The organism is Labrenzia sp. PO1 (genome assembly GCF_012273635.1).
Classification (GTDB): Bacteria; Pseudomonadota; Alphaproteobacteria; order Rhizobiales; family Stappiaceae; genus Roseibium; species Roseibium algicola.
The window spans coordinates 33426-53714 of sequence record NZ_JAAXCR010000001.1; the positions used below are offsets into that span (position 1 = coordinate 33426).

At 58.8% G+C, this 20289-nt stretch carries 19 protein-coding genes; 11 read left to right on the plus strand and 8 right to left on the minus strand.

The genetic code is table 11. The features are described 5' to 3' along the window. Positions 1 to 11 precede the first annotated feature (11 nt). Complete coding sequence (locus HCG46_RS00180; RefSeq protein ID WP_168683989.1) at positions 12 to 767, minus strand: alpha/beta hydrolase; 756 nt, start codon at positions 765 to 767, stop codon at positions 12 to 14. Positions 768 to 981: 214 nt separating this feature from the next. Between HCG46_RS00180 and HCG46_RS00185 the strand changes: the two genes are divergently transcribed. The 5 genes from HCG46_RS00185 to HCG46_RS00205 all read left to right on the plus strand — a co-directional run bounded on the left by HCG46_RS00185 (position 982) and on the right by HCG46_RS00205 (position 4715). Then, entirely contained in the window at positions 982 to 1227 is a 246-nt protein-coding gene (locus HCG46_RS00185; RefSeq protein ID WP_023001070.1) for a zinc-finger domain-containing protein, read from the plus strand. 15 nt (positions 1228 to 1242) lie between these two features. Then, a complete protein-coding gene (locus HCG46_RS00190) occupies positions 1243 to 2445 on the plus strand; it encodes an FAD-dependent monooxygenase (RefSeq protein ID WP_168683991.1) in 1203 nt (400 codons plus the stop codon). A gap of 73 nt (positions 2446 to 2518) precedes the next feature. Further along, complete coding sequence (locus HCG46_RS00195) at positions 2519 to 3262, plus strand: molybdopterin-binding protein (RefSeq protein ID WP_023001068.1); 744 nt, start codon at positions 2519 to 2521, stop codon at positions 3260 to 3262. A 15-nt stretch (positions 3263 to 3277) separates the two neighbouring features. Continuing rightward, a complete protein-coding gene (gene gpt / locus HCG46_RS00200) occupies positions 3278 to 3787 on the plus strand; it encodes a xanthine phosphoribosyltransferase (RefSeq protein ID WP_023001067.1) in 510 nt (169 codons plus the stop codon). A gap of 247 nt (positions 3788 to 4034) precedes the next feature. Next, entirely contained in the window at positions 4035 to 4715 is a 681-nt protein-coding gene (locus HCG46_RS00205) for a L,D-transpeptidase (RefSeq protein ID WP_075282450.1), read from the plus strand. A gap of 50 nt (positions 4716 to 4765) precedes the next feature. Here HCG46_RS00205 and sfsA read toward each other — a convergent pair whose 3' ends face one another. Then, positions 4766 to 5470 carry a DNA/RNA nuclease SfsA gene (sfsA, locus tag HCG46_RS00210; RefSeq protein WP_062488489.1) on the minus strand — a complete coding sequence of 235 codons (705 nt, stop codon included), beginning with the start codon at positions 5468 to 5470 and terminating at the stop codon, positions 4766 to 4768. Positions 5471 to 5532: 62 nt separating this feature from the next. Beyond that, positions 5533 to 6957, minus strand: a complete 1425-nt coding sequence (locus HCG46_RS00215) for a TrkH family potassium uptake protein (protein WP_023001064.1) — start codon at positions 6955 to 6957, stop codon at positions 5533 to 5535. A 452-nt stretch (positions 6958 to 7409) separates the two neighbouring features. Here HCG46_RS00215 and HCG46_RS00220 point away from each other — a divergent pair, with 452 nt between their 5' ends. Continuing rightward, the gene (locus HCG46_RS00220; protein WP_168685510.1) at positions 7410 to 9551 is read left to right on the plus strand and encodes an EAL domain-containing protein; all 2142 of its coding nucleotides are present in this window, start codon (positions 7410 to 7412) and stop codon (positions 9549 to 9551) included. A 15-nt stretch (positions 9552 to 9566) separates the two neighbouring features. Here HCG46_RS00220 and HCG46_RS00225 read toward each other — a convergent pair whose 3' ends face one another. Next, entirely contained in the window at positions 9567 to 10043 is a 477-nt protein-coding gene (locus HCG46_RS00225; protein ID WP_023001062.1) for a MarR family transcriptional regulator, read from the minus strand. An 84-nt stretch (positions 10044 to 10127) separates the two neighbouring features. Between HCG46_RS00225 and HCG46_RS00230 the strand changes: the two genes are divergently transcribed. From HCG46_RS00230 to HCG46_RS00240, 3 genes are read left to right on the plus strand one after another with little or no spacing between them, the layout of a single operon-like run. After that, positions 10128 to 11903, plus strand: a complete 1776-nt coding sequence (locus tag HCG46_RS00230) for an N-acetylglutaminylglutamine amidotransferase (RefSeq protein ID WP_168683993.1) — start codon at positions 10128 to 10130, stop codon at positions 11901 to 11903. 2 nt (positions 11904 to 11905) lie between these two features. Next, positions 11906 to 13687 (plus strand): N-acetylglutaminylglutamine synthetase, encoded by a 1782-nt coding sequence (gene ngg, locus HCG46_RS00235; RefSeq protein ID WP_031269302.1) that lies wholly within the window; start codon positions 11906 to 11908, stop codon positions 13685 to 13687. Beyond that, positions 13684 to 14856, plus strand: a complete 1173-nt coding sequence (locus HCG46_RS00240; protein ID WP_055654850.1) for an osmoprotectant NAGGN system M42 family peptidase — start codon at positions 13684 to 13686, stop codon at positions 14854 to 14856. The genes ngg and HCG46_RS00240 overlap by 4 nt, the downstream gene beginning before the upstream one ends. A 24-nt stretch (positions 14857 to 14880) precedes the next feature. On the opposite strand, the gene HCG46_RS00245 is transcribed toward HCG46_RS00240, so the two are convergent. From HCG46_RS00245 to HCG46_RS00260, 4 genes are all read right to left on the minus strand, one after another. Then, complete coding sequence (locus tag HCG46_RS00245) at positions 14881 to 15555, minus strand: class I SAM-dependent methyltransferase (RefSeq protein WP_168683995.1); 675 nt, start codon at positions 15553 to 15555, stop codon at positions 14881 to 14883. Continuing rightward, positions 15552 to 16385 carry a phosphonate ABC transporter, permease protein PhnE gene (phnE, locus tag HCG46_RS00250; protein ID WP_168683997.1) on the minus strand — a complete coding sequence of 278 codons (834 nt, stop codon included), beginning with the start codon at positions 16383 to 16385 and terminating at the stop codon, positions 15552 to 15554. The genes HCG46_RS00245 and phnE overlap by 4 nt, the downstream gene beginning before the upstream one ends. Next, positions 16378 to 17130, minus strand: a complete 753-nt coding sequence (phnC, locus tag HCG46_RS00255; RefSeq protein WP_209009244.1) for a phosphonate ABC transporter ATP-binding protein — start codon at positions 17128 to 17130, stop codon at positions 16378 to 16380. The genes phnE and phnC (HCG46_RS00255) overlap by 8 nt, the downstream gene beginning before the upstream one ends. A gap of 62 nt (positions 17131 to 17192) precedes the next feature. Beyond that, positions 17193 to 18065, minus strand: coding sequence for a PhnD/SsuA/transferrin family substrate-binding protein (locus HCG46_RS00260; RefSeq protein ID WP_023001055.1), 873 nt, complete (start codon positions 18063 to 18065; stop codon positions 17193 to 17195). A 298-nt stretch (positions 18066 to 18363) separates the two neighbouring features. Between HCG46_RS00260 and phnC (HCG46_RS00265) the strand changes: the two genes are divergently transcribed. Both phnC (HCG46_RS00265) and phnD read left to right on the plus strand, forming a co-directional pair. Next, positions 18364 to 19185, plus strand: a complete 822-nt coding sequence (phnC, locus tag HCG46_RS00265; RefSeq protein ID WP_168684001.1) for a phosphonate ABC transporter ATP-binding protein — start codon at positions 18364 to 18366, stop codon at positions 19183 to 19185. An 89-nt stretch (positions 19186 to 19274) separates the two neighbouring features. Beyond that, entirely contained in the window at positions 19275 to 20186 is a 912-nt protein-coding gene (gene phnD, locus HCG46_RS00270) for a phosphonate ABC transporter substrate-binding protein (protein WP_168684003.1), read from the plus strand. Positions 20187 to 20289 lie beyond the last annotated feature (103 nt).

The following is a 20289-nucleotide window of genomic DNA, read 5'->3' on the forward strand; positions in this document are numbered from 1 at the left end:
TGCGTCAGGCCTTACGCTTCAATGTTGTTCAGGAACGCCAGAACGCCCTGCTTGTGCACCTTGTCGCCCACGGCAACCATGTGATCTCGGCCAGGGATCTCCAGAACTTCCGCATGCGGAATCAAGGCCGCCAGCTTGTGCGGTGACCCGGCGATATCGTCCTTCGTACCGACGGCAATCAACACCGGGCGTTCGATGCGCGCGACGTCTTCCTCGCTGATTTTCTGCCGCGAGGAGCGCATGCAGGCCGCCAGTGCCCGGCGATCGGACCCTGTCTGCTCCGCAAAGGCCCTGAAGGCACGTCCGGTGCGATCGGAAATGTCCTGGATGCGGTCGGTCTCAAGGGCTGTCGCAATCGGCTCCGGATCTCCGATGCCGGAAATCATGCCGTAGCCCAGGCCGCTGAAGATCGCACGGCGCACCTTGCCCGGGTGGTTGAGGGTCAGGAATGCAGAGATTCTTGCCCCCATCGAGTAGCCCATGACATCGGCACGCTCGATATCAAGATAATCGAGCAGGCGTTTGGCATCCTCCGCCATCACCGGTGCACCATAAGCTGCCGGGTCGTAGAACTTCTGACTGTCACCGTGGCCGCGATTGTCGATGGTAATCACGCGCCTGCCGTCGCCGACCAGCAAATCAACCCAACCGGGATACTGCCAGTTCACCTGCTTGTTGGACGCAAACCCGTGGATCAGCAGGATAGGGTCCCCCTCACCTTTATCCTCATAGGCGATCCTAACACCATCGAACTCGAACTGAGGCATCTAAGACATTAACCCTTACGTAAACGGAAAACACAATTTCACGGTAGAGTAAGGGGTTTAGGCAGCGAAGGTAAAGCCCATTTCCGGCTCCAGGTGGAGCCTTGCTGCGGTTGTGGATCGCACATTCCGGGTCTACCCATATATTTTACAAATGGATATGGTCCGGAAAATTTGCTATCGGGGTCCAAACCTTTAGAGACAGAGGAATTTCAACATGGCGGATCATGTCGTCCCGCATTTCCAGAACTCCAGCGGACACGATTCGGTGGCGATCGGCGCACGGGAATTCATGTGCATCGGCGCAAATCCTCCGTTTGATCATCCCCATGTCTTCCTCGACATGGGTAGTGAGAACGAAGTGGTCTGCCCCTATTGCTCCACGCTCTACAAGTTCGACAAGACACTGCAGGCAACCGAATCCTCGCCTTCAGACTGCACCTGGACGCCTGTAGCGGCGTAACTTATTGGTCTGTCCATGAGCACGAATGGTGAGACCGGTCTTCCGATCATTATTGCCGGCGCAGGGATTGGCGGTCTAACGGCCGCCCTTTGCCTGCATGCTCAAGGGCATGAAATTGTTCTCATGGACAGGGCTCGACAACTTTCGGAAGTTGGCGCCGGCCTTCAGCTCTCTCCCAACGCCTGCTCGGTGCTCGATCAGCTTGGCTTGCTGGAAGACCTCACCCCACATGCCTACGCCCCGGACTTCGTAAAAATTTTCTCGGCAAAATCTGGTGAAGAGCTCGCCAGAGTGACCATGGGTACCTTCCTTAAGGAGCGACACGGCTATCCTTTCTGGGAAATCCACCGGGCAGATCTCCAGCGCGTGCTTCTGGAGAAAGTCCAGGCCAGTGACGGTATCTCCCTCCGCCTTTCAAGCGAAGTTATCGATCTGGAATCCTCGCCCTACGAGCACCTGACCTGCGTGTTCCAGGACGATGAGATCTCGGGAAATCTTCATTGCAGGGCTCTCGTTGGCGCTGATGGGGTCTGGTCCAGGACCAGGCGGCTCATTCCCGGACATGAAGACGCTCATTACAGCGGCCAGGTCGCCTACAGGGCCACGGTCCCGATCGATGCGGTGCCCGAGCGCTGGCGCCACGATGCCGGCCTCTGGTTCCACAAGAGCGCCCATCTGGTGCATTACCCGGTTCGTGGCGGTCGGGAACTGAACATCGTCGGGCTGGTCGAAGAGGCCTGGGAGGACGAGACCTGGTCTGCAAAGGCCAACAAGGAAACCCTTCTGAAGATTTTTCGGGATTGGCCAACGGAAGTTCGCAATCTTCTCACGATCCCTGACGCCTGGTTGAAATGGGCCCTGTGCAGCGTGGACGCTGGAGGCCCCTGGACCCATGGCAATATTGCGCTGATCGGTGATGCCGCCCATGCGATGCTGCCGTTCATGGCGCAGGGGGCGGCAATGTCCATCGAGGACGCAGCGATCCTGGCTGAGCACATGCCACAGGACGTCGAAAACATTCCCGCTGCCTTCAGGGCGTTTGAGCGGCAACGCAAACAACGGGTACAGCACATTCAGGGTATTTCTTTCAGAAATGCCCGTACATTCCACTACGGTGGCGCGATGGCCTTCGCCCGCGACACCGTTTTGCGCCTGTCGAAACCAACCAGTCTGGCTGCCAGGTTCGACGATATTTATGGCTGGACCCCCGGGCAATAGACCCGCTTTCGCTTGAGCCCGGCGTCAAGCTGGGATAAAGCCAATCCCCATCCATGTGTCAGGGAGTGTGAAGATGACCGGTCAGAGGGCAGATGACGTTGTAACCGCTGCGTTTCTGGTCATCGGGGATGAGATCCTGTCCGGCCGCACGAAGGACAAGAACATCGGCTTCCTCGCCGACTACCTGACTGCGCTTGGCATTGACCTGAAGGAAGTGCGCATTGTTCCGGACGAAAAGCCGGAAATCATCGGTGCCGTCAATGCGCTGCGGGCGCGCTACGACTACGTGTTCACGTCCGGCGGCATTGGCCCGACACACGACGACATCACGGCCGAAAGCATCGCCGACGCCTTTGGTGTTGCACTGAACCTTGATCCGCGCGCTGTCGCAATCATGGAACCCCACTACCCGCCAGGACAATTCACTCCGGCTCGCCAGCGGATGGCACGAATCCCCGAAGGCGCAGACCTCATCGAAAACAAGGTTTCGAAGGCACCGGGCTTCCGGATCGAGAACGTCCACGTGATGGCAGGCGTGCCGTCGATCATGCAGGCGATGATGGACGCGCTTGCGCCTTCGCTGAAGACTGGCAAGAAGATGCTGTCGGAAACCGTTGCCGCAGACATGCCTGAAAGCCGCATCGCCGAGCGCCTCGCTGCCATTCAGGACGCGCATCCGCAAACCTTGATTGGCTCTTATCCGAGAGCGACGGACGGCAAGTTCACCACACAAATCGTGATCCGCTCGCGGGACGAGGCGATACTGATGGCCGCGGTCAGGGATGTCGCGGAAGCTGTCGCCGACCTGTCGGGATAATCTGAAGGACTAGAAATGGAAAACCCAGCCCAAGACAAAGCATTCCCCGTTTCCTGGGACATGTTTCACAGAGATTCCCGCGCACTTGCCTGGCGCCTTTCTAGCGAAGGCGAATGGAAGGCGATCGTCTGCATCACCCGTGGCGGACTGGTACCGGCCGGGATCGTTGCGCGTGAGCTTGGCATCCGCACCATCGAAACCGTCTGCATTGCGTCCTATCACGACTACGACAGTCAGGGTTCGCTCAAGGTCATCAAGCCGATCGACCCGAAGGTCATCGACCTGGAAGACGGTGAAGGCAGCGGTGTTCTGGTGATCGACGATCTGGTCGACACCGGCAAGACCCTGAAAGTGGTTCGTGAAATGCTGCCGAAGGCACACTACGCGACAGTTTACGCAAAGCCGGTTGGCGTGCCCATGGTCGATACCTTCATCACCGAAGTATCGCAGGACACCTGGATCTATTTCCCTTGGGACATGGGCTGGCAGTTCCAGCCGCCGCTTTCGAAAGAAACCGCGGGCTGATCCAGACTTCGCGAACTCTTGAAGGTCCTGCCACGTTTCGGCTGGAACCCTGTTTGTAAATCGACAATCGACCGGTCAGACATGGCGTTTGGCCGGTCTTTTTGCGTCTGCCGTCAAGTCATTCCGCCCAGATCTCTCGGCTCGCCGAAACAAAAATTCGGCAAATTAGAACTTTGTCGCCTGTCATGCGTTTCCTCTCCGAAAACATGGTCGTTACACGCTACGAAAGCCTATTTCGGAAAACGGAATGCTCAACAGACGTTTGTTCCTCGCCTCCGCTGCTGCCGCTCTTGTGACTGGTTGCGCATCCAGCCAAAGAACCGGACAACTTGCAGGACCTGGCTACCCAGCCGATGGTCTGGGAAGAGCTGTGCGCATCTCGCCCGAGTACCTTCAGATGTACCGGGCAATGCCGGAAGAGCCCTACCCTATACCGGCAGTGGATCTGTCGAAGATCGATCCGGTCTACTACCGCCAACTGGTCACCTATGCCGCTCCCGAACCTGCGGGCACGATCATCGTCGATACGCCCAACCGGTTTCTCTACCTGACCATGGAGGGCGGTCAGGCAATGCGGTATGGCGTCGGCATCGGCCGGGAAGGATTCGCCTGGGGTGGCCGTGCACGCATCGCACGCAAGGCTGCCTGGCCCAAGTGGACGCCGCCGGCTGAAATGATCGACCGTCAGCCAGAACTGGAGAAATACAGGAACGGCATGCCGCCGGGTCTCGACAACCCGCTGGGTGCGCGAGCACTTTATATTTTTGAAGGCAATCGCGACACGCTCTACCGCCTGCACGGCACGTCGGAAACCTTGTCCATTGGCAAGGCCGTGTCGTCCGGCTGCGTGCGCCTGCTCCAGCAGGACATTATCGATCTTTATAACCGTGTGCCAAACGGCACGCCGATTGTCGTGCGGCAGGCGTAACAGCTGCCGCCCAATTTGGCTTGACTTGGCTTGGTTTGGCTTGGCTTCGCTCAGGCGATGATTTCGACCGGCTTGACTGCATCAATGCCGTCCAGCCGGACATCGCAGCCGATTGCAAAGGCTTCCACTCCGGCGCGTCTGGCCTCGGCAAAGGCAGCGGCATAGGCAGGGTCGATGTCGTCCGCAAGGCTCATCCGGCTGCAATCGGGCCGCTGGACCAGAAACACCATTGCCGCGCGGTGCCCCTCGGCCACCATGTCGCCCAGTTCCACAAGATGCTTGGCGCCGCGAGCAGTGACACTGTCCGGAAATTCAGCAAGTCCTGCTTCACGCATCAGATGGACATTCTTCACTTCTACGTAGGTCTTCGCGCCGTCTGCACCTTCCAGCAGAATGTCGATACGTGAGTTCTTGCCGTATTTCACTTCACGGCGCAGCGTCTGATAGCCTGTAAGTCCGGCAATTCGCCCTGCCTCCAACGCTTCTTCCACCAGCTTGTTGGGATGCGCCGTGTTGATGCCGACCAGAGCCCCGTCGGCCTCGATCACTTCCCAGGAATACTTGAGCTTGCGTTTCGGGTTGTCCGAAGCCGACAGCCAGACACGAGATCCCGGCTCCTTCAAGCCGAGCATCGAGCCCGGGTTGGCGCAATGGGCCGTGATCGCACCGCCATTGTCGTCCAGAAGAACATCGGCAAGGAAACGCTTGTAGCGCTTGACCAGACGGCCACTGACAAGGGGCGCGGAAAACTTCATGGCAGATCTCTCTCGTGCAGATCAGGGCCGGACGGCCCCGTTCGTTCAGGTGAGCTTAAAGGTCACTTTGACCAGAAATCCGGATCAAGAAGAACCAGGATTGTGAACAGCTCAAGGCGGCCAACCAGCATGGCAAAGGACAACAGCCACTTGGCGCCATCCGGCAGCGGAGCAAAATGCCCTGCCGGGCCGATGACCGGCCCCAGGCCCGGACCGACGTTGCCCACGGATGTTGCCGCGGCGGAAATGGCGGTAACCAGATCCAGATCGAAGAAGGACAAGGCAACGGTGATGATGCCCACCGACCCCATGTAGACAACAAGGAAGGCCAGAACCGAGAAGGACAGTTCAGGTGTCAGTCTTGTCCCGCCGTACTCTTCCGACATGATCCGGTGCGGCCGCACCATGCGGCGCAGATGCGCGCGGACAGTACCGAAGAAGACCAGGAAGCGGAAAATCTTGATGCCGCCTGTCGTTGAACCGGTACACCCCCCAACGAACATCAACAGCAGCGCGATCCCGACGACCGGCGCGCCCCATTGCGAATAGTCGCCCAGCGCATATCCGGTTCCCGTCACGATGGAAACCACGTTGAAGGTGGCCCTCAACAGCGCTTCATCGAAGGGAAAGTGCATGTTGAGGCCGAGATAGACGGTCAGCGTCAAAGCCACGACAGCCAGAAACCCCAGCAACGCCCTCACCTGCGGATCTCGCCAGAGCTGCAGCGGATGACCGCGCAAGGCCTGGACGATCAGCACGAACGGCAAGGCACCGATGATCATGAAAACGATAGCAACCCAACCCGAGGCCGGATTGGTGAAATAGCCGAAGGATTGATCATGGGTGGAAAAACCGCCCGTCGCGATCGTGGTCAGGGCGTGATTGAAGGCATCGAACAGCTCAATCCCCGTGACCAGATAGGCGACGATGCACAGGAATGTCAGGAACAGGTAGGCAAGGCCGATCAGCCGGATCAGTTCAACCGACCGGCTGACAATCTTCTCGGACCGATCGGAGTTCTCGCTCTGGAAAAGCTGCATACCGCCGATCCTCAGGAACGGCAGCAGCACGATGGCCATAACGATGATACCGACGCCGCCCATCCACTGCATCAGCGACCGCCAGACCAGAAGGCCCGGCGGCAGACTGTCGATGCCGGTCAGAACGGTGGATCCCGTGGTGGTGAATCCGGAAACCGCCTCGAACACCGCATCCGCGTAGCCGATGCCAAGCCACAGGAACGGCAGCGCACCGAAGGCCGGCAAGGTCGTCCAGGCAAGCGTCGTGAGAACGAAGGTCTGCCGTGTGTCCAGTCCCTCGCGTAGCGATCCGCCGACAGCAAGAGACAACAGCATGCCGATCATGCCGGTCAGAAGTGCGGAGAAGACAAAGGCCTGCCAATCGGCATTCTTCTGGGCAACGTCCACGATAGCGGGAATGAGCATGGCAGTTGCCAGGCCGACATACAGAAATCCGAGAACATTCAAAACTGGTCTGAGAGAAATCAAGTATCAGTCTTCCCGAAAAACGCTGTGTCGGTCGGCCGATCCGCGAATTGCCGCACCAACCACTCGTCCTAACGCCTTTCTGCCGATTTTCCAATGGCTTTGGCGCGCGTTCCCCGGAAGATGACGGGGATGACCATCCGGGTCTCGGTCAACAAAAGGCATGTCTCACACCGCCAATAGAGCTTGTCCTTCCATTTTGGAACCGCCTGGCGAAGTTGATTGGCATCTGTGCACGGGCACGTTCCGCAGGAACGGCGAGGGAAACTGCCAATTTTTTTAGCCCTGTTCAGGATTTCGTAGCGAATAAGAATTACTTTTACGTGCTAATTGCCAATCCAGCTTCCTATACGTGAAATTGACAAGGATTTGGTGCAATAGAACGGCTCGGACTACATTCGCTTGTATTCAGGATCAGCCTCACCCTGGTGGTGATGGTGCTTTGCAGCATCGGGCTGGTCTCAGGGCTTGCCTATCTCGATTTGTCCAGAAGCACTCAGGAAAATGCCACCATCAGGCTGGACCGGGCTGCACGTGCCGCTGCTTCAATGCTGCATTACGGCACGAATGAAAGTTTCAAACCGGTTTTCGCCGATAGTGGAGAGCCGATCGTTATTCGCGTTTCCGAAGCTTCCGCCAAAGAATTGCTCCAGCCAAGCGAAAAGCTGGACGGCTTGATCGAAACCATAGGCAAGACCAATCAGGGCGCGGCGAATTTGTTCAGCTGGTCGAGCGAGACCAGATCCTTCGACCGCTTCGCCACCACCTTCAGCCATCCCAAGGGTGAGCCCCCGCCGGCTTTTTCCATCAGTGAAGGCCATCCCGCATTTGCCAGTCTTTCTGCAGGCCAGCCATATGCGGGCAATGTTCCGGTCCAGGGCAGGTTCCGCCTCGCCTATCTGACGCCGATTGTCACCGATGGCGGTAAGCTTGTCGGTGCAATCGCTGTTGACGTCGGCTGGACAGACGACCTGACATTGGCAGAAAACCGACTGAAGACACGCATGGCCTCTGCAGCCATTGTCATCCTGTTTGCTGTCATTCTTGTGGGTGGATTGTTCCTGCGTTTCGAATTGCGGCCATTGCGCCGCCTGGCAAAGACAGCGGATGAACTGGCCACCGGCACCCAGCCAAAACGCATTCCCTTCACGGACCGGCGGGACGAGATCGGTGATCTGGCGCATGGTCTGGAGAGGGTCACCGACCTGCAGGACAAGCTTCACAAGCTTGCCTATACGGACCCTGTGACCACCGCAGGCAACCGTGCCAGATACTTCTCGGATCTGAGCGAAGCCTTGCAACGGGCAAGGTCCGGCACCTATTCGGCCTCACTGATCCATCTGGATTTCAATGGCTTTGCCAAGGTGAACGACACCTTCGGCCAGCAGGTAGGTAACCGGGTCCTGTTACAGGCCTACGCACGTCTTGCAAATATCTTCGGCCCGAGCGCGCAGATTGCTCGAATTTCGGCAGACGATTTCTGCATTCTCCTGCCCTTTGACAGCAAGGGTGCGATTGCAGAAGACTACGCGGTGCAGGCAATCGACATGCTGTCCGTTCCCTTCCAGCTGGAAGAAGGCGAAATCCGTGTGGAACCAAGCATCGGCATAGCCCTTTTGCCGCAAGATGCAGAGGACGCGGAAACGGCTCACCGTATGGCAGGACTTGCCTTGCGGGCAGCAAAGCGGAACGCAGGCGCACGATACGAATTCTTCTCTCCGCCCCTGAACGACCGCGTCCAGAGTGAAATGCTCACGGAAACGCTGCTGCGGGCCGCACTTCAGGCCCGCCAGCTCGTACTGCATTATCAGCCCCAGGTTTGCCCTGCCGACGGCCGTCTCATTGGCCTGGAAGCCCTGCTCCGCTGGCCACACGAAAAACGTGGCCTCATCCCGCCGGGAGAGTTCATTCCGATTGCGGAAAAGACCGGCCTTATCCTGGACCTTGGCCAATACGTTCTGGAATCGGCGTGCAAGCAGGCTGCAGAGTGGCGGCAGGCCGGTTTCGAATTCGGCCAGGTTTCCATCAACGTATCACCGCTTCAATTCCGCCAGTCCAATTTTGCCGACACAGTTCGCCAGACCCTGAACGACTATGGTCTGCCTGCAAGCTACCTGTGTCTTGAAGTGACGGAAAACGTCTTTGTCGACACCAGGGAACAGCTGGTTCTGAACATCCTTTCAGAACTTCAGCAGATTGGTGTCCAGCTTTCCCTGGACGATTTCGGCTCGGGTTACTCTTCCCTGAATTATCTGCACCGGTTGCCATTCCAGGAGCTGAAGATCGACCGAGCCTTCATTTCCGGGGCGGATACGCACCCGCAACGCGAACAGCTGTTTGAGGCGATCGTTCGGCTTGGACGCAGCCTGGGCTTGCGTGTGATAGCGGAAGGTGCCGAGACTGCAGGAGAATTCGCGCTGACAGTGACCCATCACTGCGACGGCCTTCAGGGTTATTATTGCTCCCCGGCAGTACCGGCAAACCTCATTCAATCGCAGCTGCAGAGCTTCAGGGCGACCTTGAAAGCGTCCGGCATCATGAACGACTCCGACCGGTCATCCAAGAAACGAGCCTGATCTTGCCCGGGTGTCTTACCCCGAGAGCTTTCCCGTCATCAGGATGGGTGCCGCATCCAGCTTGTGCGCGTTCATCATTTCGGCAATCTGCTCGATTGAAGAAACGAGGTGCGTCCGGTCCTCGGCATTCAGATCATCGAACTTTCGCACGAACTCTTCATGCAGAAGGCCAGGCAGGTTTGAAGCCACCTCTTTTCCACTTTTCGTCAGCTTGGCATGGACGATTCGCCGGTCCGAGACGGATCTGTACCGCTCGACAAGACCCTTTTCTTCCAGCTTGTCGAGAATGGTTACCACGGTCGCCGAGCTCAGGTCAGCGTTGTCCGAAAGGGCTTTGGTCGTCACCTCACCCAGATCCCGAATCCCTTGCAAAACAACGATTTGCGGGATCGTGAGCCCGGTCAGTCTGGATACTTCTCTGGAGCGCAAGTCAATGGCCCGGACGATCTTCCGGATAGCCTTGACCACTTGCGATGCCTGCATCGCCTGCATTATTACACCTCTATTAATTTGAACTCTAATGATTAGACCTCTATATAGTGCACGTCCAGTTACAAAACGGAGATTTTTTTCAATATGTGCGGCATTTGCGGCGAAGTGGTTTTCAATGGCAGTCAGGCAGACGTTGTCCGGGTCAGCCGGATGGCGGACGCCATGGCGGCGCGCGGCCCCGACGGTATGGGTGTAACGCAGCGCGGCCGGGTCGCCTTTGGCCACAGGCGCCTGAAGATTATTGACCTAAGCGAACGTGGTACGCAGCCAATGACCGACATGGCGCTTGGCCTGTCCCTGGTCTTCAACGGCTGCATCTACAATTACCAGGAACTGCGATCCGACCTGATTGGCCGCGGCTATTCGTTCTTCTCCACCAGCGACACCGAGGTCATCCTCAAGGCCTGGGCCGAGTGGGGCAAGGATTGCTTTTCAAGGTTCCACGGCATGTTCGCCATCGCCATTCACGAGCATGACAGCGGCCGCATTCACCTTGCCCGCGACAGGTTCGGCATCAAGCCGCTTTACCTGAGCGAAGCGAACGGGCGTCTTGCCTTTGCCTCCTCCCTGCCTGCACTTCTGGCAGGCGGTGGCATCGACAAGTCGATCGACCGGGTGGCACTGCATCACTACATGAGCTGGCACGCTGTCGTTCCCGCGCCGCGCACGATCCTGAACGGCGTGCGCAAGCTGCCTGCGGCCACGGTGCGGACGCTTGAAGCTGATGGCACCTCTTCCGAATACACCTATTGGGAACCGCGTTTTGAAAAGACGGCGGAAGATCTTTCCCGCAGCGCCGACGACTGGCGCGATGAAGTCCTGGAAAGCCTGCGCACAGCCGTTCGCCGCCGCATGGTGGCCGACGTACCTGTCGGCGTTCTCCTGTCCGGCGGTGTCGATTCCAGCCTGATCGTCGGTCTGCTGGCCGAGGAAGGCCAGAAGGGTCTTGCGACCTTCTCCATCGGCTTTGAAGAGGCCCATGGCGAAAAGGGCGACGAATTCCAGTATTCGGACCTGATTGCCGAACACTACGGAACAAATCACCAGCAGATCTTCATCCCCTCCTCCGAGCTTCAGGAAAACCTGCCCGGAGCGATCAAGGCGATGTCCGAGCCGATGGTCTCCTATGACAATATCGGCTTCTATCTGCTGTCGCGTGAGGTCTCCAAGCACATCACCGTGGTCCAGTCCGGCCAGGGGGCCGACGAAGTCTTTGCCGGTTACCACTGGTATCCGAAGCTCAGCGGCTCAAACAGTCCGGTTTCCGATTATGCCACGGCTTTCTTTGACCGAACCGAAGCACAGATGACAGAGGCTGTTTCCCCCGCCTACCACTGTGCCAGGGATGAAAGCCTTGCCTTCGTCGAAGAGCATTTCGCCCGCTCCGGCGCTGCCGATCCGGTCGACAAGGCCCTGCGGCTCGATACCAACGTCATGTTGGTGGATGACCCGGTCAAGCGTGTCGACAACCACTCCATGGCCTGGGGCCTTGAGGCGCGCGTTCCGTTCCTCGATCACGAACTGGTCGAGCTCGCCGGACGCATTCCTGCCGAGTTCAAACTCGCACAGGAAGGCAAGGGCGTCCTGAAGGAAGCTGCGCGCAAGGTCATTCCGAGCGCCGTCATCGACCGTCCGAAGGGCTATTTCCCGGTGCCTGCGCTGAAATACATCCAGGGTGACTACCTCGACATGGTACGCGATACGCTTTCCAGTCAGGCCGCCAGGGAACGAGGCCTCTTCAACGAGGTTTACCTGCAGAAACTGTATGCCGACCCGACCAAATACATCACGCCTTTGCGTGGTTCCGAGCTTTGGCAGGTCGCGCTTCTGGAAATGTGGCTGCAGGCACAGGAGGTCTGAACATGGCCGAGAATGAACCTTCGCGACCGAAAGGTGCGTTTGACCACCGCCTGAAGCGCATGCGCCAGCATGGGCTCAAACCGGAATACCGGCTGGACGAGACGGAAGCCCAGAAGAACCGGTTCATCGATTGCGGCTGGGGACGGCTGGTGTTTGCCAACACCTATGGCGAAACAGAGAAATTGGTCGAGGTCCTGCGCAACGAGCGACCGGACAGACGCGACATCGCGTTCTATGTGCGTGATCCGCATGTGCTTGTTGGCTCGGCCCCGCAGGAGCTGTTCCTTGACCCCTCGCACACATTCCGCCTGGATCTTGCGACCTACCGGCCGGCGCGCAATCGTCGCAAGGGCTTCACGGTACGGCGCCTGTCTTCCCGCAGTGATGCGGAGGCGATCAACGAACTTTATCTCACCCGTGGCATGGTGCCGGTGCCGCCGGAGTTCTTCTGGTCGCAACTCGATCCGCGTACCATCACGGTACTCGTGGCGGAAGAAGACGAGACCGGTGTCATCGTCGGCACGGCAATGGGCGTCGATCACAGCCGGGCCACCAATGATGCCGATCTCGGCAGTTCGCTCTGGTGCCTTGCGGTTTCCCCACAGGCCCGGTTTCCGGGCATAGGAGAAGCCCTGGTCCGGCGCATGGCGGAGGTCTTCAAAGGCAAAGGCGCACCGCACATGGACCTGTCGGTGCTTCACGACAACGAACTTGCCATTGGCCTTTACGACAAACTCGGCTTCGAGCGGGTTCCCTATTTCACCATCAAGCGCAAGAACACTATCAACGAGGCTCTGTTCGCCGGCCCTGCCGTTGAAGACAAGCTCAACCCTTACGCCACCATTGTCGTGAACGAGGCACGGCGGCGCGGTATCCAGGCGGAGATCATCGACGCGGAAGGCGGCTTCTTCCGCCTGTCCTATGGTGGCCGCTCGGTCGCCTGCCGGGAATCCTTGAGCGAATTCACCAGCGCCGTCGCCATGTCCATCTGCGACGACAAGGCCACCACGCGCCGGATCGTCGAAAGGGCCGGTGTAAATGTGCCTGACCAGATCCTGGCAGGATCCGCTGATGAGATCGCCGCGTTTCTGGAGCAGCACGGTTCGGTTGTGGTCAAGCCTGCGCGCGGTGAACAGGGCAAGGGCATCGCCATCGGACTGACAACGACCGAAGACGTCATGGCTGCGGTGGAAGTCGCCCGTACCTACTCCAATGATGTTCTGGTGGAGGAATTCGTGACCGGTCAGGATCTGCGGCTTGTCGTGATCGACTACAAAGTAGTGGCGACCGCCCTGCGCAAACCGGCCGAGGTCACCGGAAACGGCAAGGCCACGATTGGAGAACTGATCGAAATCCAGTCCCGCCGCCGGTCTGCGGCAACAGGCGGGGAATCCAGGATCGAAGTGGACGACGAGGTTCTGCGCTGCCTCACAGCAAACGGCTTTCAGCTGGAAGATATCCTGCCCGAAGGCAAGACCTTGCCGGTCCGCCGTACGGCCAACCTTCATACCGGCGGCACCATTCATGATGTGACTGGCGAAACCCATCACACCCTGATCGAAGCCGCGATCAAGGCAGCGCGCGCAATTGAAATTCCGGTGACAGGCATTGACTTGATGGTCAAAGACCCGCGACAACCGGAGTACCGCTTTATCGAGGCGAACGAGCGGCCGGGGCTCGCCAACCACGAACCTCAGCCAACCGCAGAACGCTTCGTGGACTTCCTGTTTCCCCTGTCGGTGCCTCAACCCGTCAGGACGACCTTGAACCGGGCCGGAACATGACCTTGCTGAATATCGATATTTCCTATTTGAACGATCGACTGAAGGAACTTCTGAAAATCCCCAGCCCGACGGGCTATACGGACGAAATTGTCCGTCACGTTTCCAAGGAACTGGAGGCGCTGGGGGTATTTTACGAAATCACCCGCCGTGGCGGTGTTCGGGCGAGAGTGTCCGGCAAGTCGCGCCGACCCGCGCGGGCCTTCGTATCGCATCTCGATACGCTTGGGGCTCAGGTAAAATCGCTGAAAGACAACGGCCGTCTGGAGCTGGTCTCTATTGGCCACTGGTCCGCCCGCTTTGCGGAAGGAGCCCGAACGACGATCTTTTCCGAAAGCGGCGCCTACACCGGCACCATATTGCCGCTGAAGGCTTCGGGGCACACCTACAACACCGGCGTGGATGAACTTCCGGTCGGCTGGCCCTATGTCGAACTTCGCGTAGACGCCTATTCCAAGTCGGTAGACGACCTGCACCGGCTTGGTATCGACGTCGGCGATTTTGTTTCCATAGACCCGGCGCCGGAGTTCCTGGAAAACGGCTTCATCGTTTCCCGCCACCTCGACAACAAGGCAGGTGTTGCGGTGATGCTGGCGGCGATCAAGGCGCTGGTGGAATCCGACATCGAACCGACGGTCGACGTGTTCTGGCTGTTCACGATTGCAGAGGAAACCGGCCATGGCGCCCAGTCCATCCTGACGCCAGACATCGCGTCGCTGGTTGCCATCGACAACGGCACCACTGCCCCAGGACAGAATTCGGACGAATTCGGCGTCACGATCGCCATGGCGGACCAGACCGGACCGTTCGACTATCATCTCACCCGCAAGATGGTCCAACTCTGCCGGGACAACGACATCAAGTTCCAGAAGGATGTCTTCCGCTTCTATCGCTCGGATGCGGCAACCGCCATCGAGGCGGGTGCGGACGTGCGCACGGCGCTGATCACATTTGGTGTTGATGCCAGCCACGGCTATGAGCGCATCCACATGCACGCGCTGCGCTCGCTCGCCGAACTGGCGACCGGCTATGCCCTCAGCCCGGTGGAAATCCAGCGGGACGCCCGCGAATTTGCGGACCTCAAGGGCTTTACCCGTCAGCCTACCGCCGATGCCGACCAGACACTCAATCCGGAGACGGACGAACCGCTGCCGGAACCGGCGGGCGAGTAACGCCCGCCGCCGAGACCGGCTCGTTCAGCGGTTGAGTTCCGCGATCATGTGCCAGTGCCACGACCCGGGCTTCGAGTGCACCTTGTCTTCCAGGTAGCTCAGCTCAAACCGGTCGAAAAGCGACACCAGTTCACCCGCATTGCAATAGAAATGCGGGTGATCCTTGTCGTCGTCCCCTTCACGAACCCACGTGTCCGCGGCAATTTCCGTCCCGATCCCGAAGTTCGCGTTGCGCTTTGACAGCATGGTTCCCTGGTAGATCCCGCCAGGTTTCAACACCCGGGCAATCTCCGAAATGGCTGTACGGACGATCGACGGATCACCGTGATAGATCACGTTGAAGGACAGAACATAGTCGAAACTGTCGTCCTCAAAGGGCAGCGACGTCATCGGCGCCAGATGCGTCGCGATGTGCATGCTTTCCAGTGCCGCGCTCTTTTTCAGCTCACCCAGCCCGGCTTCGGAAAGATCCATCGCGTGGGTCTCGAACCCGGCGCGGGCAAAGGAAAGCGCATGTCGGCCAACCCCGCAGCCCAGATCCAGGGCCTTCACCGGCCCCTGCTTCTGAAGTCTTTCGATCAGACCGGCAACGTCCGCCTCCGGACGCAGCCAATCCGCGCGGCCTTCTTCTGTCTGCCAGCGCTTGTCCCACGCGAGATGGGCGGTATCGGTTTTTTCCAGAGTGTGTGTGTCGCTCATTGAGACGATCCTTCCAGTATTCGGCTGCGGGCGATTGTGCCAAGCCGCTCAACACAAAGAACCAGCACGAAGATCATCAGGATGATGGTCATCGCGAGCTGGTAGTCGAAAAAGTCCATGGCCACCTTGAGTTCGATGCCGATACCCCCTGCCCCGACAAGACCAAGCACGACTGAGGACCGTGTCGCCTTTTCAAGCGCGAACAGCGAGGTGGTGATAAAGGAGGGCATCGCGGCAGGTACCACTGCAGAGAAGATCGTGTCGAAACGCCCTGCACCGGCCGCTGTCAGCGCCTCGGTTGGTCCTTTCTCCACATCCTCCATGGCTTCAGCGAAGAAGCGTCCGCAAAAACCGATGGTGTCGACGGCGATCGCAAGCGTGCCCGCGAATGGGCCAAGTCCGACCGAAATGACAAAGACCAATGCCCAAACCAGATCCGGCACTGTCCTGAAGAGGGCGACCAGCAAGCGGGCACAGGTATAGACAGCCCGGGACAACATCGACGGCCGCGTCAGGCCTTTCGCGGCCAGTATCGCCAACGGCAGGCTGAGGACGATGCCGATAAGTGTGCCCGCGAGCGCCATCTGAAACGTTTCCAGCAACGCCTTTGACAGTTGCGGCAACCTTTCCAGCGAAGGCGGCCAGGCCCTCGACAGGAAGTCGACCAGCGCCGGACCGCCAGAAACCAGCGCGGAAAACGACCAGCCTGCCCCCTGAAACGACCAGACTACGAAGGCCAGCAGCGCGACATAGACGACAAAATGAAATGCACCCGGGCGTTCGAACCGATCCGGCATGCGGGAGCGTTTCAATGTCAGGAGATCAGCCATAATGCTTCCCCAGATCCGCAACACTCAGGTTGCTGCTCTTCTCGTCCAGAACGACTTCCCCCTGCCGGATTGCAAGGACCCGATCGGAGTAGGCGAGCGCCTGCTGCACGTTGTGCGAGGTGAACAGGAGCGTGATCCCCTCCTCCCGGGTGAGTTGGCGGAAGAGGTCCATCACTTCCTGGCCGGCAACCGGATCAAGGCTGGCAACGGGTTCGTCCGCGACGATCATTCTGGGCTGCTGCATCAAGGCTCTGGCGATCGCAACCCGCTGGGACTGACCGCCCGAGAGCTGGTCTGCCCGTTTCAGTGCATGGTCCGCGAGCCCTACCCTTTCGAGGCAAGACATTGCCCGGTCTCGCAATGCCGTTTTGGCCAGAAACTGCGACCAGCCGCGCATGCCACCGGTGCGGCCAAGGTTGCCATGGATTACGTTGGTCAATGCCGAAACACGAGGCACCAGGTTGTGCTTTTGAAAGACAAAACCGACCTCGGTGCGAACCCGCCTGAGCTGGCGCTGTCGCGCAGTCGATATGTCTTCACCGAACAACACAATCGAACCGGCTTCCGGCTCGATCAGGCGCAGCGCACAGCGCAATGCGGTCGATTTTCCGGCGCCGTTTGAACCGATCAAGGCAACCGCTTCCTCACGGCCCACGGCAAAGGAAACTTCGCGCAGCACACTCCGGTCCTTGCCGAAAGTCTTGCAAAGGCCTTCGACCTTCAGGTCACACGGCGTCTCCGTCACGGGCTGTCGGGCTGGTACCGCCGGCGCAATTGCGCCGGCGGACTGGAGCAGAGGCTGCGCCATTATTCGCCGATGAACTTGTCGTATTGCGGGAAACCGGCGGTGGTGTACATGGACCGCACCAGGTCATAGGCACCATCTTCGATCGCCACCAGATCCATGCCCGAATACTTGTCGTTTTCCTCGTGCTGCAGGATCGCGGCGATGATCGATTTCTTGTTGTCGAGGATCGCCTGACGCAGGCTCTGCGCTGTCGCGGGATCGACATGGGCTCCGGCCATGATCATGTCGTTCGGCAGATCGCCGGAACGGGCGATTACCCGGAAAAAGCCGTTCGGGACGCTGTCATCCTTGTTGCGGGTGCCAATCCACGAATTGTGATTGATCCCGATGGCGGCAACATCACCCTTCTTCAAGGCTTCATGCGCAATGTTGCGCGAAGTATGCAGCTTCTCGATGTCCTTGACCGGATCGACGCCATAATCGGCCATCAGCTGCATCGGGCACAGCATGTTCGAGGTGGAACCGATATCACCGAAGGCCACCTTCTTGCCCTTGAGATCGGCCGGCCGCGTCAAACCGCTGTCGGCTCGTACGACGACGGCACAGAAGTAGTCCGGGCGGCCAAGACCGATAAGCGGACGGGCTTCGGTCAGTTTGTTGATCACTATGTACTCGGCAGGACCGGTTACGACAAAGTCGACGCGTTTGGCGCGCAAGGCTTCAGCCGCCGCGGTCCTGCTGGTAACCGGGAAAAACTCGAAGGTGTGGTCTGTTGCATTTTCAAGGGCGTTCTTGAACGGCCCCCATTCAACCTGCAGCCGCTCCAGGCCCTCAACATCGGTAACGGCCAGTTTGAACGTGTCGGCCAGGGAAGAAGACAGGGAAACGGCAAGAACGGCAGCCGCGAGTGCGGCGGATTTCAAAAAGCGCATGACAGGAACTCCTCAGACAGCCGAAACAAAGCCGGCAAGGCAACAGGAGCGTAACGACAAGCGCACCGCGGAACGTGACTGTATTATGTAAATTTTACGAAATTTACATCAGAGAAAGATGGATCTACGAAGCAGAAAATTTCTTTAACTTCGAACTTCCAGACAAATCTTGATCTTATTTGTTTTCCGGCAAATTTTCTCGATGCCTCTGTCGTAAAACTTCATAAAAGTATAATCGTATAGACATCTGTTCTCGGCACATGTCTGCTAGTTCGCTCTCCGTTTTTCGGAGGGCCCGATGCTGGTCATTGAGCAATTATCTAAAGTCTTTGGAGACCTGACCGCGGTGGACAGGGTCTCCCTCGCCATTCCCAAGGGTCAGATGGTCGGCGTGATCGGCCGGTCCGGTGCCGGCAAGTCCACGTTCCTGCGCATGATCAACCGGCTGGCCGACCCCAGCCGGGGGACGATCCTCAACGAGGGACAGAACATCACGGCCCTGAAGGGTCGCGATCTGCGGCTTTGGCGCGCGTCCTGCGCCATGATCTTTCAGCAGTTCAATCTCGTCGAGCGCATGGATGTGCTGACCAATGTCATGGTTGGCCGCATCGCCCACACTGGGTTCCTGCGCTCCATGACACGATCCTTCACTGACGAAGACCGCGCCCGCGCCATCGAAGCCCTGGACCGGCTGGACCTTGTGCCCCAGGGGCTGCAACGCGCGGGAACCCTTTCCGGCGGGCAGCAGCAGCGCGTCGCCATCGCCAAGGCGCTGGTGCAGAACCCGCGCATCATGCTGGCCGACGAACCGATTGCTTCACTTGATCCGGCCAACGCCAGCCGTGTGATGGACGCCTTGCGCGAAATCAACCGGACGGACGGTCTCACGGTGCTGGTCAATCTGCACACGCTCGACACCGCCCGTGCCTACTGCGATCGGATCATCGCAATGAAGGACGGGCGGGTTCAGTTCGACGGCACGCCGGACACCCTGACCAGTGAAAGGGTTCGGCAAATCTACGGATCCGACGATCTTTCCGGTGACATCAACGAAGCAGTCACCTCCACCTCCCTTTCGACAACCACTTCCCGGCCACCGATGAAGGCTGTCGGGGCCTGACCTTCGCGAAGCGGATCATCCGCTCTCGCTCTTGAAGCGGCCTTTGCCGCGCAAATCGCCGGATCTGCCGGCACCAAAGGAGACTTGAGATGAAGGCCATTTTTGCAGCAGCCGTTTCCGCTGCCGTTCTTGCAGCCTCCCCGGCCCTGGCGGACAGCTGGAAGGACCAGTACAAGACAGTCAAGTTCGGCATCCTTTCCGGTGAAAACGAAAAGGACCGGATTGCCCGTTACACGCCTTTCGAAAGGTACCTGGAGAACGAACTCGGCGTCGATGTCGAAATCTTCACCGCTGGATCCTATGACGGCGTGATCCAGGCCATGGCGGCCGACCAGATCGAATTCGCCTTCTTCGGTTCGTCTTCCTATGCCGCTGCCTACACCGAAACCAACGGCGGTGTCGTTCCGCTTGTCTCCCGCCTGCAGAAGGACGGTTCCACCGGTTATTTCTCGGTCGTCGCCGTGCGTTGCGACAGCGGCTACAAGACCCTTGACGACCTGAAGGGCAAGACACTGGCTTTTGCCGATCCGGACAGCACGTCTGGTTATGCCGTGCCTTACTTCAACCTCAGCAAACAGGGCTACGAGCCGAAAACCTATTTCGGTGCCATTCCCTTCTCCGGGGCCCATGAAACCGGTGTGCTTGGTGTCTACAACAAGCAGTATGACGCTGCCGCTACCTACATCACCAACGAGGAAGACGGCATTCCGCAGCGCATGGTCACCAAGGGCATGATCGAGAAAGACGCGATCTGCACCATCTGGAAATCACCGGAAATCACTTCCGGTCCGCTGGCTGCCCGCAGCAACCTGCCTAAGGGCCTGATCGATGCCATGCGCACCGCGGTCATGGAAATCCCGGAAAAGGATACGCTGGCATTCATCGAAATGACCGGCGGCGAAGACAGCACCCAGGAAGCGTGGATCGAGGTTGATCACGACCGTTACCAGTGGATCGTCGAAATGCGCGACTGGCTGAAGAAACAGCGCCGCGGCGGCTGACTTTTCAGAGCGAGGGAGGAAACCGGCTGATCCGGGTTTCTCCCGACGACCCGACCATCGTCATCCCGGGCGGCACTTCGCGTCTCCCGGGATGACGCCTGGA